General features: G+C 45.1%; 14 protein-coding genes and 1 riboswitch. Of the genes, 10 read left to right on the top strand and 4 right to left on the bottom strand.

All coding sequences use genetic code 11. From position 1 onward, the window contains the following. Positions 1-51: 51 nt before the first annotated feature. Positions 52-153, top strand: a riboswitch (purine riboswitch). 148 nt (positions 154-301) lie between these two features. Next, complete coding sequence (locus AC2Q9J_RS11935) at positions 302-889, top strand: xanthine phosphoribosyltransferase (protein ID WP_499040166.1); 588 nt, start codon at positions 302-304, stop codon at positions 887-889. After that, positions 886-2,220: a nucleobase:cation symporter-2 family protein gene (locus tag AC2Q9J_RS11930; protein WP_499040165.1), complete on the top strand. Its 1,335-nt coding sequence runs from the start codon at positions 886-888 to the stop codon at positions 2,218-2,220. The genes AC2Q9J_RS11935 and AC2Q9J_RS11930 overlap by 4 nt, the downstream gene beginning before the upstream one ends. A gap of 43 nt (positions 2,221-2,263) precedes the next feature. Here the strand turns inward: AC2Q9J_RS11930 and AC2Q9J_RS11925 are convergent, their stop codons facing one another. Then, the gene (locus AC2Q9J_RS11925) at positions 2,264-3,259 is read right to left on the bottom strand and encodes an alpha/beta hydrolase (RefSeq protein ID WP_499040163.1); all 996 of its coding nucleotides are present in this window, start codon (positions 3,257-3,259) and stop codon (positions 2,264-2,266) included. 192 nt (positions 3,260-3,451) lie between these two features. On the opposite strand from AC2Q9J_RS11925, the gene AC2Q9J_RS11920 reads away from it, so the two are divergent. Both AC2Q9J_RS11920 and AC2Q9J_RS11915 read left to right on the top strand, forming a co-directional pair. Beyond that, positions 3,452-4,177, top strand: a complete 726-nt coding sequence (locus AC2Q9J_RS11920; RefSeq protein WP_499040162.1) for a hypothetical protein — start codon at positions 3,452-3,454, stop codon at positions 4,175-4,177. A gap of 96 nt (positions 4,178-4,273) precedes the next feature. Next, positions 4,274-5,221, top strand: coding sequence for a ring-cleaving dioxygenase (locus tag AC2Q9J_RS11915; RefSeq protein ID WP_499040161.1), 948 nt, complete (start codon positions 4,274-4,276; stop codon positions 5,219-5,221). A gap of 49 nt (positions 5,222-5,270) precedes the next feature. Here AC2Q9J_RS11915 and AC2Q9J_RS11910 read toward each other — a convergent pair whose 3' ends face one another. Then, positions 5,271-6,179, bottom strand: a complete 909-nt coding sequence (locus tag AC2Q9J_RS11910) for a proline dehydrogenase family protein (protein ID WP_499040159.1) — start codon at positions 6,177-6,179, stop codon at positions 5,271-5,273. 311 nt (positions 6,180-6,490) lie between these two features. Here AC2Q9J_RS11910 and AC2Q9J_RS11905 point away from each other — a divergent pair, with 311 nt between their 5' ends. Beyond that, positions 6,491-7,900: a hypothetical protein gene (locus AC2Q9J_RS11905; RefSeq protein ID WP_499040157.1), complete on the top strand. Its 1,410-nt coding sequence runs from the start codon at positions 6,491-6,493 to the stop codon at positions 7,898-7,900. Positions 7,901-8,036: 136 nt separating this feature from the next. Further along, positions 8,037-9,074 carry a lactonase family protein gene (locus AC2Q9J_RS11900; protein WP_499040155.1) on the top strand — a complete coding sequence of 346 codons (1,038 nt, stop codon included), beginning with the start codon at positions 8,037-8,039 and terminating at the stop codon, positions 9,072-9,074. 450 nt (positions 9,075-9,524) lie between these two features. Here AC2Q9J_RS11900 and AC2Q9J_RS11895 read toward each other — a convergent pair whose 3' ends face one another. Both AC2Q9J_RS11895 and AC2Q9J_RS11890 read right to left on the bottom strand, forming a co-directional pair. After that, positions 9,525-9,854: a hypothetical protein gene (locus tag AC2Q9J_RS11895; protein ID WP_499040153.1), complete on the bottom strand. Its 330-nt coding sequence runs from the start codon at positions 9,852-9,854 to the stop codon at positions 9,525-9,527. A 3-nt stretch (positions 9,855-9,857) separates the two neighbouring features. Further along, positions 9,858-10,436 (bottom strand): SCO family protein, encoded by a 579-nt coding sequence (locus AC2Q9J_RS11890; RefSeq protein WP_425595569.1) that lies wholly within the window; start codon positions 10,434-10,436, stop codon positions 9,858-9,860. 269 nt (positions 10,437-10,705) lie between these two features. On the opposite strand from AC2Q9J_RS11890, the gene glgB reads away from it, so the two are divergent. From glgB to glgA, 4 genes are read left to right on the top strand one after another with little or no spacing between them, the layout of a single operon-like run. Beyond that, positions 10,706-12,589, top strand: a complete 1,884-nt coding sequence (gene glgB / locus AC2Q9J_RS11885; RefSeq protein WP_499040151.1) for a 1,4-alpha-glucan branching protein GlgB — start codon at positions 10,706-10,708, stop codon at positions 12,587-12,589. Beyond that, on the top strand, positions 12,586-13,752 hold the full coding sequence (locus AC2Q9J_RS11880; protein ID WP_499040149.1) for a glucose-1-phosphate adenylyltransferase: 1,167 nt from the start codon (positions 12,586-12,588) through the stop codon (positions 13,750-13,752). Before glgB ends, AC2Q9J_RS11880 begins: the two co-directional genes overlap by 4 nt. Beyond that, entirely contained in the window at positions 13,730-14,752 is a 1,023-nt protein-coding gene (locus tag AC2Q9J_RS11875; protein ID WP_499040148.1) for a glucose-1-phosphate adenylyltransferase family protein, read from the top strand. The genes AC2Q9J_RS11880 and AC2Q9J_RS11875 overlap by 23 nt, the downstream gene beginning before the upstream one ends. After that, positions 14,749-16,197 carry a glycogen synthase GlgA gene (gene glgA / locus AC2Q9J_RS11870; protein WP_499040146.1) on the top strand — a complete coding sequence of 483 codons (1,449 nt, stop codon included), beginning with the start codon at positions 14,749-14,751 and terminating at the stop codon, positions 16,195-16,197. The genes AC2Q9J_RS11875 and glgA overlap by 4 nt, the downstream gene beginning before the upstream one ends. Positions 16,198-16,202: the final 5 nt, after the last annotated feature.

The following is a 16,202-nucleotide window of genomic DNA, read 5'->3' as shown; positions in this document are numbered from 1 at the left end:
TTATATTTTATCTTCCTCTTGAAAGGTGGGAGCAACATGCTATAATTGGTCCATTCTAAAATAATATTCACTCATATAATAGCGGGGATATGGCTCGCGAGTTTCTACCGGTTTACCGTAAATAAACCGACTATGAGAAGCAACGAAACGATTGGCTATGCCCTTTTTTGGCGCATACTTCTTTGCGTTTCCTTTCGAATTTAGCTCGAAGGACATTGCTCCGCTCATGGTTATGAATGGATGCACGGTTCTGAGGGCTATTTTTTATGCCCTTGGCCGTGACGAAAGGGGAACCAGCGATATGAAGCAGTTACAGGAGAAAATTTTAACAGAAGGAAGAGTATTATCCGAGTCTGTACTGAAAGTGGATTCATTTCTCAACCATCAGATTGACCCGGTGCTGATGGATGCAATCGGAGAAGAGTTTGCCTCGCGTTTTGCGGGAGCCGGCGTCACTAAGATACTGACAATTGAATCTTCAGGGATCGCCCCTGCCGTAATGACGGGACTCAAAATGGGTGTGAAGCCGGTATTTGCGCGCAAAAGCCAGTCACTGACATTGACCGACAATTTATATTTGGCAAGCGTCCATTCGTTTACCAAAAATGTCACAAGTGAAATATCAGTCTCAAAAGATTTTCTGCATAAAGATGATGTTGTCCTCATCCTGGATGATTTTCTGGCGAACGGCCAGGCAGTGTTGGGGTTATTGGATATTATCGAACAGGCAGGCGCGTCGCTCGCCGGTGTCGGCATCGTCATTGAAAAAGGCTTCCAGCCCGGCGGCAAAGAGATCCGCGGACGCGGCATCCGTGTCGAAACGCTGGCGAATATCAAATCAATGGGGAATGGCAAAGCAGAGTTTTTTGAGGAGGCGACTGTCCTATGAAAAAACTTCTTGGAGACTCGGCTTTAGGTTTGCAACATGTCCTGGCGATGTACGCCGGAGCCGTATTGGTTCCTTTGATCGTCGGGGGAGCGCTTGGACTCAACTCTGAACAATTGACTTACTTGGTATCGATTGATATTTTGCTGTGCGGGATTGCCACACTTCTGCAGATTGTCAGCAACCGCTTTTTCGGAATCGGTCTCCCTGTCGTTCTGGGCTGTACATTTACAGCAGTAGCTCCCATGATCACAATCGGCGGCGAGTTCGGGATTTCCGCTATTTATGGAGCGATTATCGCTTCTGGAATCATCGTTGTGCTGATCAGCAGTTTCTTCGGCAGTCTGGTGCGTTTTTTCCCGCCGATTGTCACGGGTTCCGTCGTGACGATCATCGGAATTACGCTGATTCCTGTGGCGATCAATAATATGGGCGGCGGCCAGGGTGCTGCTGATTTTGGTTCGGCAGCCAATATTTCATTGGCATTCGGCACTTTGCTGCTCATCATTCTGCTTTATAAATTTACTGCAGGATTTGTCCGCGCCATTTCAATTTTGCTTGGCCTTGTGGCTGGTACTGTGGCAGCAGGATTCATGGGTCTGGTCGATTTTGCGCCAATTGCGGAAGCTTCGTATTTCCATATGGTCAAACCGTTTTATTTCGGCACGCCGACCTTTGAATGGTCTGCGATCCTTACGATGACTCTGGTGGCTATGGTGTCGCTGGTTGAATCGACTGGCGTCTATTTCGCATTAAGCGATATTACGAAAAAGAAATTGGAAAAGAAAGATCTGGCGAAAGGTTACCGCGCTGAAGGTCTTGCCATTTTTCTCGGCGGTATTTTCAACGCTTTCCCTTACACGGCATTTTCACAGAATGTGGGACTGATCCAAATGTCGGGCGTCAAATCCCGGAAAATTATTTTCATCGCCGCGATGATGCTCATCACACTCGGTTTCGTACCGAAAATCGCTGCAATGACAACGATCATACCGCTGGCGGTCCTTGGGGGAGCCATGCTTGCGATGTTCGGGATGGTCATTGCGCAGGGAATAAAAATGCTCGGTAAAGTAATGGGCGATTCCACAGAAAACGCCATGATCGTCGCTTGTTCAGTCGGCATAGGACTTGGCGTAACGGTTGTACCTGAAATTTTTGCATTGGTGCCGCCAAGCTTTCAGATCTTGACGAGCAATGGCATTGTGGCAGGCAGTATAACGGCAATCGTATTGAACATCGTGTTCAATATGATTCCAGCCAGACGCAAAACCAAAGTGGAAGCGTCGAGCCCCAAATCGGCAACAGCATCAGACAAATTATTGAGCCAGAACTGAAAAAGACTCCAAATGAGCGTAACTTGGCTCGTTTGGAGTCTTTTTATCTGCTTTTAGCTGAAAGGAAATCCAAAGTTTTGCTTAACGTTTCCTGTGCGTCTAATGTATCCAGCGCATATTGGAACTCATGCTGCAAATCTTTCCCCGATTCCTCAAAGAACATCGTTTCAACCGCTATTCCTTGTGATCGGATTGTATTGGCGAGTTTGACTGATTGCGGAGCCAGCGGATCCCCGTCTCCCACTGATATGAACGTGGCGGGAAAATCCGGCGTAATGTGCTCGACCGTCGACAGCTCTTCCAAATCTCTGAAGTTTTCAAATGCAGCGGTTCCGGTGTAGGTGTTCAAAAAGTAATCGATATTGGGAAATCCAGTGTCACTGACTGTTGCCATATTGTATAAACCGCAAAACAATAGAGCGCCACGAAGTTTTTCCGGATCAACGGCCGGCAAAATCCCCATTTTATCCGCCAATCCATCATTGGAGATAACGGCGCTGAGCTGACTGGCGATTTGCGCACCGGCAGAATCGCCGCCGATAAATACACGATCCATATCTCCGCCAAAATCAGCGGCATGCTCCTGAAGATATTCCAGAGCGGCGTTGGCCTGAAAAATTGGCCCTGGATAGAGCTGTTCCGGGGCAAGTCCATAATCTATATTGGCTACGAGATAGCCTTCGTGGGCAAGAGTCATGGCATAATCACGCCGGCTGTCTTTTGACCCGCCAACATACCCGCCGCCGTGAATCCACAATACCACCGGCACCGGTTCATCCAAAGTTTCGGGAATATAGAGGTCAAGAAGAGCGCCTGAACTTTCTTCGTAAATAAGGTCTGGAATTACAGAAACTTCGGCTCTTACTTCTTCTATATAAGGAGGCGGCGCAAAGACTGCCGACCCGGCCGGTTCTCTGGAAGCGACCGCATCTTTTGGTGTGACCATATCTTCCAGTGAAAAAAATGCCAATAACGATAAAGCTATTAGAATAGGGAAAATCCATATTTTATTTAGCAAAATATTAGCTGGTTTTTTCATAAAGCACATCCCAACGTCATTGTCTGTTGATTGCGAGTTAGTAACTTCATCCTAGCTGTAATGATTGTAATAAAGAAAGAGACTAACTGCCTAAATGTTGTAATATGCAGAAATTGAGGTTCTTTTTGAAAAGAAGGGGTAAGTAAATAGGTAATGTTTTAAGAGGAAGTAAAAACGAAAAGGGGGCATTATATGTTCGGGTTAGCAGATTTATTGTCATTGATCATTTCTGCCTTCATCATTCTCCCGGTCGTCGTATTTCTCCGCGAAATGGGATACGTTATCGTGAGTATACTGCTCGGTGTTAAAAACCCCCGTCTAACAGTAGGGTCAGGACCTAGAATTTTGAAAATTAGTATGTTTGATATTCGGAAATACTACCATCTATATAGTTGGTTTTCCTACGATTCTCTGAAAAGGGAAGGGAAATTCGCCTATATTATGTTATATGCCGGCCCGATTCTGGTGAACGTTGTGGTAGCTTTAGTCATCAACGCCATGCTGGCGAACGATATGCTCCAAGAATATGAGACTTTCTGGAATCGATTTATTTTCTATGCATTCTATTACGTCCTATTTGATGTCGTTCCGATGAAAACAGCAAACGGGATGCCGAATAATGGGCTGATCATCTATGAAATGCTGCGCTATGGCAAACGTACTGATTTTAATGAGGAACCTTTCATTCCTGCGACTAGTGAAGTGGAAGAGCAATACCAGGAAGAAATGGAGAAGATTGAAGAAGTGAAAGAACACCAGAAAGATGTAGCGGCAGAAGAAGCGGACACTAAATATGGAGAAAGACAACACAAAGCGGAAATTGAAAAAGTTAAACAAGATGAAATTGAGGATCTGGAGAAAGCAGGAAATCATGAACAAGCCAAGAAAGAAAAGCATGATAATAACAAGCCGGAATAACAAAAAAGTATATGACAACGTTGAATGCCTTTAATTCGAGATACTTACTTGCTATGATAATAGACGGGAAGTGTTAAGAAAAGGAGCGGATAGTTAATGGCGAAGAAAATTTCAGGAATTCACCACATTACTGCCATTGTTGGCGATGCACAGCAAAATGTGGATTTTTATGCAGGAGTTTTAGGGTTGCGCCTAACGAAAAAAACAATCAACTTCGATGATCCGGGAACATATCATCTTTATTTCGGCAATGATGAAGGCGAGCCTGGGACAATTATGACTTTCTTCCCTTGGGGCAATGCCTACCGAGGGAAGATCGGAGACGGGCAGGTTGGGGTGACAGCATTTGCTGTGCCGCCGGGCAGCCTGGGTTTTTGGAAGAAGCGCCTAACTAAATTCGGAGTTCCTTTTACTGAGAATGAAAGATTCGACGAGAAATATATAGGCTTTGAAGATCCTCATGGACTGCTTCTGGAATTGGTGGAGCGGTCTGAAGGCAAAAACAGCTCTTGGGATTTCGGTGAAATTAAAGGGGAAACAGCGATCAAGGGATTTGCGGGAGCCCTTCTTTTTTCAGCGAATGCCGAAAAAACATGGGAATTGCTGGAGTCTGTCATGGGACTCGAGAAAATTGGCGAAGAAGGCAACATCATCCGCTTCAAGTCGACGGCGGAAATCGGCAATATCGTAGACGTCATGACGGAGCGGCAAGGCACCGGCCAAATGGGAGTGGGTACGGTCCATCACATTGCCTGGCGGGCTGAAGACGATGCCGACCAGCTTGACTGGAAAGAAAAGATCGAAAACTGGAGGCTTGGTGTAACTCCTGTACAGGATCGGAATTATTTCAATTCGATTTACTTCCGGGAATACGGAGACATCCTGTTTGAAATTGCCACCGATCCGCCTGGCTTCGCAGTCGATGAACCGGTCGAATCATTGGGGCAGGAACTGAAGCTTCCACCGCAATACGAGCAATTCCGCAAACGCTTGTCTCAGGAACTGCCGCCGCTGCGTGTAAGAACTTTGGATGAGGATAAATAAAAGGAGCCGCGGATTTTATTCCGCGGCTCCTTTTTACTTTATGCTCTATTTATTTGGATATGACACTGCGAAGAGCCAGGTTGATGTTCTGTGGGCGTTCTGCCAGTCTTCTCATGAAATAAGCGTACCAGTCTTTTCCGTATGGCACATACGTCGTGAAAGCATAACCTTCCGCCGCCAATTCCTTCTGCATTTCCGTACGGAAACCGTAAAGCATCTGGAATTCGAAACGGTCATGAGGGATATTGTTTTCTTCGACGAATTTCTTCACTTCATTGATGATGTTATGGTCATGGGTTGCGATGGAAGTATATGCTTTCCCTTGCAAGCGGATTTTAATCAGCTTCAGGAAGTTTTCATCTATGTCCTGCTTGCTTTGCAGGGAAACATCCGGAATTTCCTTGTAAGCACCTTTTACGAGGCGCAGACGGACATCATCCAGACGCTCTAAATCTTTTTCCGAACGGTATAAATAAGCTTGGATCACTGTACCGACATTCGGGTATTCTTTGCGCAGTTCCATTAGAATATCAATGGTTTGCTGAAGGTGGGCATAATCTTCCATATCCAAGTTGATGAATATCTCGTATTTTGCGGCTGCTGCAGCAATCTCGCGAATATTTTCAAGGCTGAAATCGTAATCGATATCAAGTCCGATTTGGGTCAATTTAATCGACATATGGGCATCTACGCCATGTTCTTGAATAGCTTCTATTGTATTAATAATATCTTCTTTAGCGGCTGTCGCTTCTTCTCTGCTGTACACGAATTCGCCGAGGTTGTCGATTGTCGCGCTGATTTTCATGCTGTTCAATTCTTTAACCGATCTCATCATACTGTCAATGTCAGTACCGGCCACCATTTTACTGGCTCCTAATTTTAATCCCCATTTTTTTGCACCGCTGTTCAACATTTGGTTTTTGCTCAAAGCAATAAAAAAGTCTCTAGTTACACCCACGTTATTTCCTCCTATACTATCAAACGACTTAATTTATCTCGAAAAACTAGCCCTTCGGTAAAGAATTGAATACAGCTTTTTTTCATCGGGAATTCATGAAGAAAATCCAGAGGAACGCTGTGCGCCCGTATCCCAGATATATTATAATTGATTGTTTGAAGTCAGCATATCATTAAATATTATAGAATTAAAACTATTCCTATTAAAAAAAATAATTTTATGTCTTTTTTTAGTCCTGTAAACTTTTCATCAGTCACTACAGGTGTAGAATAGAGGTTAACTTGGGATTAAACCGGAAAGGAAGAGAGTCTATGAAAGGTATTGCAGCAAAAGGTTTTACCTTTTCGGTGTCAGTTTATGCATTGCTTCATTTCATCACGTATTTCTTTTATAATGGTTTTTTGTTCAATGTAATGTCTATTTTGGGATTAATGACTTTGGTATTCGGACTGATTCTTCTGCCGCTCAATAAATTGCAATTGCCGATTTTCCTGTCCACGATTGCGGTCGGCGTAATTCTCTTTACGAAAGGCTCTTTGATAGATGGGCTGGCTGAAGGGTTCCTGCAGATGCGCAGCTTGATTTCGCTATTGTTGATTGTGCCGATGATCAGCTGGGTGTTGAACGAAGAACCTTATATTGATGAAATCATGAGTTACGGCCATAAATTTCTTAATGAAAGCCGAAAGTTTTACTTAGGATTAACCGGAATGACACAGATCATATCCCATTTCCTTCTATTTGGGGCGGTTCCAATGATGTACAGCTTCATTGATTCGTTCTTGAAAGAGCAAAAAAGTGAAGCGTGGGAGCAATTCAAGGGCACCGCCATATTGCGCGGCTTTGCCTTGTCCACGCTATGGGTCATCAGCATTCCGAGCTTCATTTTTGCGGTGGAAGCTTTGGGCGCCACTTTATGGAAGTCAGTTGTACTGGGCTTTGCTGCGGCTGCCGGCGGAAGTCTGCTGGGCGCGTTTTTTGCCTATCGCCAGGAAAAAAGAGATGGAGAAGACTTTTCAGCGGTCCTGCGGACTGAAATTGGCAAAGCAATCAAAAACTCGCGGAACACAGGCAAATGGAACCGGGATGTAGCGGAATTCGCTTTTCTGTTTGTGTCCCTGTTCGGTACGATATTTTTCATACACGAAGTCTGGAACATCGATTTTCTTGTAGTGATTCCACTTGTCATTTTGTTTTGGACATTGATTTATTTCCTGCTTAAAAAACGCATGGGGAATTATGTCGCGGATGGCAAAAATTATTTCTCGAACGGGATTTCGCGGCAGGCGCAGCAATTCAGTATTCTGTTGTCTGCTGGATTGATGATTTACGCGCTGAATAAATCAGGAACAGGCGCATACGTTATCGATGGCATGGATTACATCACTGAACTCATCCCGTTTCTGAATATCCTGCTGCTCCTGCCGTTCATCCTGATCATTCTTGGGTTTATCGGATTGGGTCCATTGCCGGTAATTGTACTCGTGACAGGGATTTTGGAAGGGGCGGTTTTGCCATATCCGCCGGAATTGATCGTGCTTGCAGTAACGTCAGGCAGCGTTATTTCCATTATCTTGTCGCCGTTTGTCATGCCGGTCATCATATTGAGCAGCATGAACGGATTGAGCGGCATCCGGAACGGCATCCGTTTCAATTTAAAATACGCCATTGCTTTCTATATAATGATTCAACTGTTTATCCAGACAAGCATTCTTTTATGAACCGATTATCCATCTTTCACAGGGTGGATAATTTTTGCTGAATATTATAAGTAGCCGGGATGTATGCGGTTTGATAGGCTATATATAAATTGAGCCGATGAAGTTAGAGTCGGCGACGCAGAAGGAGGAGTTTTGATTGGCGATTCTTCATATGCTTACAGGTTCATACGCGAGCCGAAATGAAAAAGGCATCAAACTGTGGCAGTTCGATACGGAGTCGGGGGAGTTAAAGGAACTGGCGGGTGTCAGTGGAATTGAACGTCCATCGTTCCTCGCAATCCATCCGTCGCAGGAAATAGTGGCTTCCGGCAGCGAAGATTTCAACGGTGAAGTGGTATCCTACAATTTGAAACTGGATAGCAGAACCATTAAAGAGCACAGCCGCCACAGCGGCAACGGCGATCATCCGGCATATGTCACAATTGACCGCAGCGGAAAATGGCTGTTGTCCGTCAATTATTCCGGCGGCAACGTAAATGTGTTCGAACTGGAAGAAGACGGGGCAATCGGGGAAATGACCGACTCAGTGAAGCATGAAGGAACAGGGCCGAACCTGGAAAGGCAGGATGCCGCCCACCCGCATTCCATTATTCAAGTGCCGGGAAAAAATCTGTTTGCTGTATCAGATCTTGGAACGGATACGATTTACTTTTATCAGCTTGATATGCAAAGCGGGAAACTGGCACTTGACCATGCGATAGATGCGGAACCTGGAAGCGGTCCGAGGCATCTGGCTTTCCATCCGGAATTGCCGCTGATTTATTCGCTTGGAGAACTCGATTCGACAATGGCGGTCTATTCGCTTGAGCAGGAAAACGGAATCGAACAAATTCAGCGCGTATCCCTACTGCCGACAGCTTTTGAAGGAGAAAATACGGCTGCAGAAGTGGCGGTATCAAACGATGGGAAATTCCTTTACGCTTCGAACAGAGGGGACGACAGCATCGTCTCTTTCGAAATCGACGAAAGCGGCAAACTCCACAGCCCCGAATTCACCAGCAGCGGCGGTGAGGGCCCTCGCCATTTCGCGCTGGTTCCCGGCGGCGGTTGGCTGATTGCGGGCAACGAGAAATCGGATTCCCTGACAGTTTTAAAACTGGAAGACGGACGGCCGATTGAACTTGCGCAGGAAATAAAAACTGCGGCGCCAGTCTGTGTGAAATTCATCGAATAGGAAATATAGAAAAAAGAGGGAATGTTGATTCGGGGAGTATGTCTTTGTCATTCACTCCATGTCATTTTGTGCTGGTTTTGTGCAGATTCAAAGCATCTACTTCTTATTTGAAACAGACTTGAAAAGACATACTTTGTAGAGAGGTATCTGAGATATGGAGCAAAAAAGCGAAGACTCCCAGGGGAGTAGAACCGGAGTTGGCTTGCCAACTCCGGTTCGAGCGAAGTGCTGAGATCCACTCGGACGAAGTAGAACGAGTCCGAGTTAGCTAAGAGTTGGCCGTAGCTTGCAAGGTCAACTCTTTGCGACGAAGCTAGCGAAGCGATGCAGGAGCACGGGTTTTCGCAAGCCCCCAGGAAAGCGAAGCTGTTTTGCGCAATATCGTTTATATTTTTCCTGTTCTTAAAGAATAAACAGGCCGCGGACATTTGTCCGCGGCCTGTTTTCTGTCTACCAATCCTCTGATTCTTTTTCCATGACGCCGAACTCTTTCAAGATGCTTGTGAACCGGCTTTCCACATTTCCTTCAAAAGCTTCAGCCGTGCAGTCTGTATGCGGCGGGTAATTCAGTTCCCGGGCCTGCTGCAGGGTCGATTCCTCAAGGTAATTCGTCGCGTCCGCTTCCTGGAAACAGGAGGGGGCGATATAAGTCCGGTGGGTATGCTCCAGAACCACCCGTGTGTTGGGCGGAGGAACATTCTCGCGCGGCACAAAAAGGAAAATCAAAAACCCGGCTGCGGCTAAAATGGTGAGCAAAATCCAAATATTCATCTTTTTCATCGCTTATTCCTCCGCCAAAAGGATTTTGATATCACTTATGATCTCTTCTGTTGGGGGATCGATCCCGTCATAGAATTTGCGGACGACACCTTCTTGGTCAACCAGATTGAAAGACGTTCCATGAACGACCTGGTCTTCATTCGCAGGTTTTCTGGCAACGACTTTAAAGTTCTCCATCGCGAATGCATCGATTTCTTCAGGGGTATACCCGGTCAGCAAGTCCCAGCTGCTGAGATCCGCGCCGTAATTCTCGGCATAGGATTTTAAAACTTCAGGTGTATCAATCGTTGGGTCCACACTGAACGAAACAATCCGCACATCAAGTCCTTCTTCCTTCAATTGCCCCTGCAATTCGGTCATATTCGCCATCATCGGCAAACAGACGGTCGTGCAATTGGTGAATACGAAATCCGCCAGCCATACCTCGCCTTGCAGATCTGCCAGACCGACATCTTCATTATTTTGATTGGTGAAAGTAAAATCTTCTATTTCCCAACTGACGGGATCTTTTATTTCCTGGCCGCAGCCGGCAAGGAAAATACTTAACACTATTAAAAGGGTAAACCACTTCGTTTTCAGCAATAGTACCCGTCCTTTCTGAATCGCTATCGTGAATCCTTATAAGCGTAGTGGATATGGAGCCGCCAAACAAGTACCGGACACCAAAAACATATGTAAATATTTCGAACGGAAAGGTTTGGGAAGCGAAAAGTAAATGGAATAACGGAAATAAAATATAATTGTAATTTAATTTACGAAAAATTTAGTTAATTTACAAAGGATTATCATGGAGCGTGTAGAATCTACTAAAGATAGATAATTAAGGAAAGGCGATGTTAGGAGGAGTTCGTATGATTATCCAGGAAGAAGAGTTGACGGCAGATAAATTGAAGGACTTCCATAACGGCCAGATGAAAAATGCTTATCAATATTTTGGAGCAAAAGTCGAAAGGGGCTTTACCTCATTCACGCTCTGGGTTCCGGATGTCAAAAGGGTGACGGCCGTTGTATTTCATCCAGAGACCAGTGAAATGGTTTCATATGAGATGAAATGCCTGCCGCATGACGAAACGATTTGGCAAATCCGTATTCCGGCGGATTTGACGGGATACTCCTATATTTATGAAATTCTCTCGAATAATGGTGAACTCCTTGAGAAGTCCGATCCTTATGCCAGACAGGGAGAGATGAGACCGCAGACAAGATCTGTGATTGTCGGACCTTCACGGCATGAATGGCAAGAAGAGATCATGAAAAAGAAACGCAGCCTGGCTGAAAACCACGTTGAAAAACCGATGGCAATTTATGAATTGCATATCGGGACCTGGAGAAGGAACGAACAAGGAAACTTTCTGACTTACAGGGAACTGGCTGATGAACTCGTTCCTTATGTGAAAAACATGGGTTTTACACATATTGAAATCCTGCCGATTACTGAGCATCCCCTTGATGAGTCATGGGGTTATCAGGCAACCGGCTATTTTGCGCCGACAATCCGCTATGGCACTGCAGATGACTTGAAGTATTTTATTTCTGTATGCGCAAAAAATGAGATCGGAATATTTTTGGACTGGATTCCTGGCCATTTCTGCAGTGATGCATTTGCGCTTTCTTTATTCAATGGAAAACCGCTCTACGAAGAATCCCGTGAAGAAAGAAGAGTGAATTATGATTGGGGCACATTGAATTTTGATGTCCAACGAGGTGAAGTGGTGAGCTTCCTGATTTCAAGCGCTCATTATTGGATGAAAGAATTTAAATTCGACGGTTTTCGCATGGACGCAGTCATTACACAGCTTTATATACCAAATGAAGAAGCCAGAACTTTTAATGCAGAGGGCAAGGAATTTTTACGTACTTTAGTGTCCAGTTTAAAAAAAGGGTTCCCAGACGCCATCCTTGTTGCAGAAGATGCGTGGGGGCATCCGAAAGTGACCCATGCCCCAGAGGAAAATGGAGTCGGCTTTGATTATAAATGGAATTTCGGCTGGATGCACGACACGCTCGCATATATGAAAGAGCAGCCGTCGGAACGCTCGGAGCACCACGACAAGATGAACTTTTCACTTATGTATCAATACGATGAGCGTTATATTCTGGCTTTTTCACATGATGAAGTGGTCCACGGTGAAAAATCCTTATTGAATAAATTGCCGGGAACAATTGAAGAGAAGTTCGATCAATTGCGTTTGCTGCTCGGTTTTTGGATAACCCATCCCGGTAAAAAGCTATTGTTCATGGGCCAGGAATTCGGTCATTTTGATGAATGGGAATTCAAGCCGGAGCTGGATTGGGCTTCGCTGGAACAGGAAGCACACAAAAAAATGGCCTATTTTACGAAAGACCTCCTGGGATTCTATAAAAGTGAAAGATCACTTTATCAATTGGATGATCATCCCAAAGGATTTGTCTGGCTTGATGCCGACAATCACGAACAGAGTGTCGCCTCGTTCATCAGAAGAGGAAAGAATCCACAAGATGAGTGTGTCATTTTGTGCAATTTCTCGCATAATGCCTATCCTGATTTTCGCGTGGGGGTGCCGGGAAACGGGGAATATAGACAAATATTTACAAGTGCAGCCGCCGAATATGGGGGAGCCCAGAGCAGTATCGCCCGCATAGCTTCAGCTGAAGAGATCGGAGCGGATGGACAGGACAAGTCCATAAAAATTGAGTTGCCTGCATTTACAATGTGTATCTGGAAATTGATGGAGAAAGGGAGCGAAGCGGATTGAAAAAGCAGATTGTGGCAATGTTATTGGCCGGCGGGCAAGGAACCCGGCTGAAAGAACTTACTTACGCGGTGGCAAAGCCGGCAATTCCATTTGGCGGGAAGTACCGCATCATTGATTTTCCATTATCAAATTGCACAAATTCAGAAATCCATACAGTTGGCGTTTTGACGCAATACCAGCCGCATTTATTGCATCAATATATTGGACTCGGAACCCCCTGGGATCTTGACCGCCGCAATGGGGGCGTGACGATGCTTCCGCCGTATGCGGAAGCTGACGGCATCAAATGGTATGACGGTACCGCAAATGCGATTTATCAGAACATGAAGTTTTTGGAAGCCCACCAACCGGAATATGTTCTAATTCTATCGGGTGACCATATATACAAGATGAATTATATGCTGATGCTCGATTTCCATATCAAGCATCAGGCGGATGCGACGATTTCCGTTATTGAAGTGCCGTGGGAAGAGGCCAGCCGCTTTGGCTTGATGGAGACGGATGAGGATATGCAGATCAAGAGATTTGTGGAAAAGCCGGCTGACCCACAAACTAATTTAGCATCTATGGGTGTATATATATTTAATTATCAAAAGCTGAAAGAGTACCTGGAGAAAGATGCGGAAACAGAGGATTCAAGCCATGATTTCGGAAAAGACATCATTCCGGCAATGCTCGAAGGCAACGAGAAAATGGTCGCTTATCCGTATAAAGGCTACTGGAAAGATGTTGGGACGGTAGAAAGTCTATGGGAAGCGAATATGGATTTATTGGAACTCGACTCAGGCCTGGTGCTCCATGATTCAGCCTGGAGAATTTTTTCATCCAATCCTCAGCTGCCGCCGCAAGTAGTGACGTCGACATGTGAAATTCAGGAATCATTTGTGAATGAAGGATGCATCATTGAAGGGAAAGTGAGAAGGTCGATCATTTCACAGGACGTCCATATCAAAGAAGGAGCGGAAATCGATGAATGCGTCGTGATGGCTGGCACGGTTGTCGGGGCGGGAGCAAAAATCAGGCGTGCGATCTTAACGCCTGATCTCGATATTCCCGAAAACTTTGAGTTGCAGAAAAAAGATGGAGAAATCACTCTTTTAACGAAAGAAACGATAAAAAAATGGGAAGGGAGTGAAGACGATGCGTTTAGCAGCAGTAATTGACGCGACAGTCACGATTCCCGGTTTAAGAGAATTGGCGATGTACCGGTCTTCAGCTTCGATTCCATTTGCAGGCAGGTATCGCTTAATCGATTTTGCATTATCCAATATCGTCAATTCAGATATCAGTTCAGTCGGAGTCTTCGCTTCTCAGCAAAGTGTTTCTCTGATGGACCATATCGGAAAGGGCAAGAGCTGGGATCTGGATCGGCGCAGGAATGGCCTTTATTTTCTCCCGACATCCCAAAAAGAAGGAGATCAATTGAGTGTCGGCTCATTTGCGGCCCTGGAAGATCACCTCAATTTTTTCAATAAAAGCACACAGCCTCATGTCTTGGTGACGAGTGCCTTTTCCATTTCCCAGTTGGATTATAACGATATGCTGGATTCCCACCTGGCATCCGGGGCTGACATCACAGAAGCAGTCCGTGATGGGGAGTGCATGAAATCCTATATACTATCCAAAGAATTATTGCTGGAAATGATTAAGACATTCCGGGAAAATCGGGTTGTAAGTGTGGAAGATATTGTGAATCTGAAGAAAAAACCGTATACCTTCGCCCAATACGAATATGAAGGTTATTTTGTCTTGATCAATTCAATGGATAGTTATTTCAATGAATCGATGGCGCTGTTGAATGAAATTACATGGAGGCGGCTGTTCCTGCCAGATAGGCCGATCTATACGAAAGTCAAAGATGAACCACCGACAAAATATATGAAAGGATCCAATGTTAAACGGTCGCTGGTCGCAAACGGAAGCTTATTGGAAGGCCAAGTCAGCGACAGTATCCTGAGCCGGGCTGTGGAGATCGGCAAAAATTCAAAGCTCGAAAATTGCATCATCATGCAAAAATGTGTAATAGAAGAAAACTGTGATTTGCTGTATGTGATTGCGGATAAAGATGTGCGCATCAAAGCCGGCAGTGTCGTCCACGGGACAAAGGAAAAGCCGGTGATCATCCGTAAAGGCAGTGTAGTGTCGGAGGGAGAAGTCTTATGAAAATTATTATGGCAGCAGCGGAATGTGTACCTTTTGCAAAAACAGGAGGGCTGGCTGACGTAATTGGTGCATTGCCGAAGGAACTGGCGAATAACAACCATGACGTTACTGTGTTCTTGCCCAAATACAGCCTGATTGCGGAAGAATTTACAGAGCATTTTTCATTGCTTGAAGAAATTTCTGTCCCCTTCGGCGAAGAAACGAAAAAATGCGGTATCTATCTATACAACGATGAAAACATCCGTTATTTATTCCTGGAAAATCAGCAGTACTTCGGACGGTCCCAAATATATGGCGAGCCGGATGACGGGGAGCGCTTTAACTTTTTCAGTATTGCTGTCCTGACGGCAATGAAAGAGATGGAAGTAAAAGCAGACATCATCCATGTACATGATTGGCATACTGCCATCATTCCTTTGCTGATAAAAGAAGACACCAGGTTCAAGAGGATTGGGGAAAGTGCTAAATCAGTTTTGACGATACACAATCTTCAATTTCAAGGCATATTCCCGGCAGCCGTTTTCACAAATGGATTTAACATTGAGGAAAATGAGTTCAATCTTTCTTCCATTGAATGGAAGGGGAAATACAATATGCTCAAAACCGGTATTTCCTTTGCCGATAAAGTGACGACTGTCAGTCCGAGTTACAGGGATGAAATCTTAACAGCCCAATACGGGGAAGGGTTGGAAGAAGTTCTCAAAGAACGAAAAGGAGATCTGGTCGGAATACTGAATGGCCTGGATACACAGTTTTATAACCCTGCCACCGACCTTGCGATTGAGATGGAATATGACTATTCATCAATTGAGGAGAAGGCGGTGAACAAACGCAAAGCTCAGTCATTGATGGCCTTGCCAGTGAAGGGGGATATACCGCTGACCGCTATGATTTCTCGGCTGGCTGGCCAAAAGGGCATCGATATTTTAGAAGAAACCTTGCCCGAATTGCTGCAATCCAATGATATGCAATTTATCCTGCTTGGTTCAGGAGAAGAGAAATTTGAGAATTTCTTTGTGCAGCTGGCTAAAAAATTTCCGGATAAAGTGGCGGTGCATATTGGATTCGACGAAGACCTTGCGCATCAGCTTTATGCAGGGGCCGACATTTTCCTTATGCCTTCACATTTTGAACCCTGCGGTTTAAGCCAGCTCATTTCAATGCGTTACGGCACTGTTCCTGTAGCCAATAAAACAGGCGGCTTGAAAGATACAGTCATTGAGTATGACCGCATTACCCAAACTGGCAACGGTTTTCTGAGTGACTTTACTCTGAATTCGCCTTTCACAGAGGCGGTGAAACGGGCGCTGACACTTTACCAGCAATCCGAGCATTGGGAAGCAGTCAAAAAGAACGGCATGGATGCGGATTATTCATGGAAGCAGTCTGCAGAAGCGTATGAACAGCTTTATCAGGGATTGACGAAAAACCTTGCCACAAAGTAAAGGGA

This window comes from Planococcus sp. RAB007_Raresut (genome assembly GCF_057369535.1).
Note: the sequence above shows the minus strand (reverse complement) of the source record. Positions and strands in the feature narration are given on the sequence as shown.

Coding starts and splice junctions, on each gene's coding strand:
- glgB (WP_499040151.1), top strand. CDS start 10,706: ATGATTATCCAGGAAGAAGAGTTGACGGCAGATAAATTGAAGGACTTC.
- AC2Q9J_RS11875 (WP_499040148.1), top strand. CDS start 13,730: ATGCGTTTAGCAGCAGTAATTGACGCGACAGTCACGATTCCCGGTTTA.
- AC2Q9J_RS11930 (WP_499040165.1), top strand. CDS start 886: ATGAAAAAACTTCTTGGAGACTCGGCTTTAGGTTTGCAACATGTCCTG.
- AC2Q9J_RS11920 (WP_499040162.1), top strand. CDS start 3,452: ATGTTCGGGTTAGCAGATTTATTGTCATTGATCATTTCTGCCTTCATC.
- AC2Q9J_RS11935 (WP_499040166.1), top strand. CDS start 302: ATGAAGCAGTTACAGGAGAAAATTTTAACAGAAGGAAGAGTATTATCC.
- AC2Q9J_RS11905 (WP_499040157.1), top strand. CDS start 6,491: ATGAAAGGTATTGCAGCAAAAGGTTTTACCTTTTCGGTGTCAGTTTAT.
- AC2Q9J_RS11925 (WP_499040163.1), bottom strand. CDS start 3,259: ATGAAAAAACCAGCTAATATTTTGCTAAATAAAATATGGATTTTCCCT.
- glgA (WP_499040146.1), top strand. CDS start 14,749: ATGAAAATTATTATGGCAGCAGCGGAATGTGTACCTTTTGCAAAAACA.
- AC2Q9J_RS11895 (WP_499040153.1), bottom strand. CDS start 9,854: ATGAAAAAGATGAATATTTGGATTTTGCTCACCATTTTAGCCGCAGCC.
- AC2Q9J_RS11915 (WP_499040161.1), top strand. CDS start 4,274: ATGGCGAAGAAAATTTCAGGAATTCACCACATTACTGCCATTGTTGGC.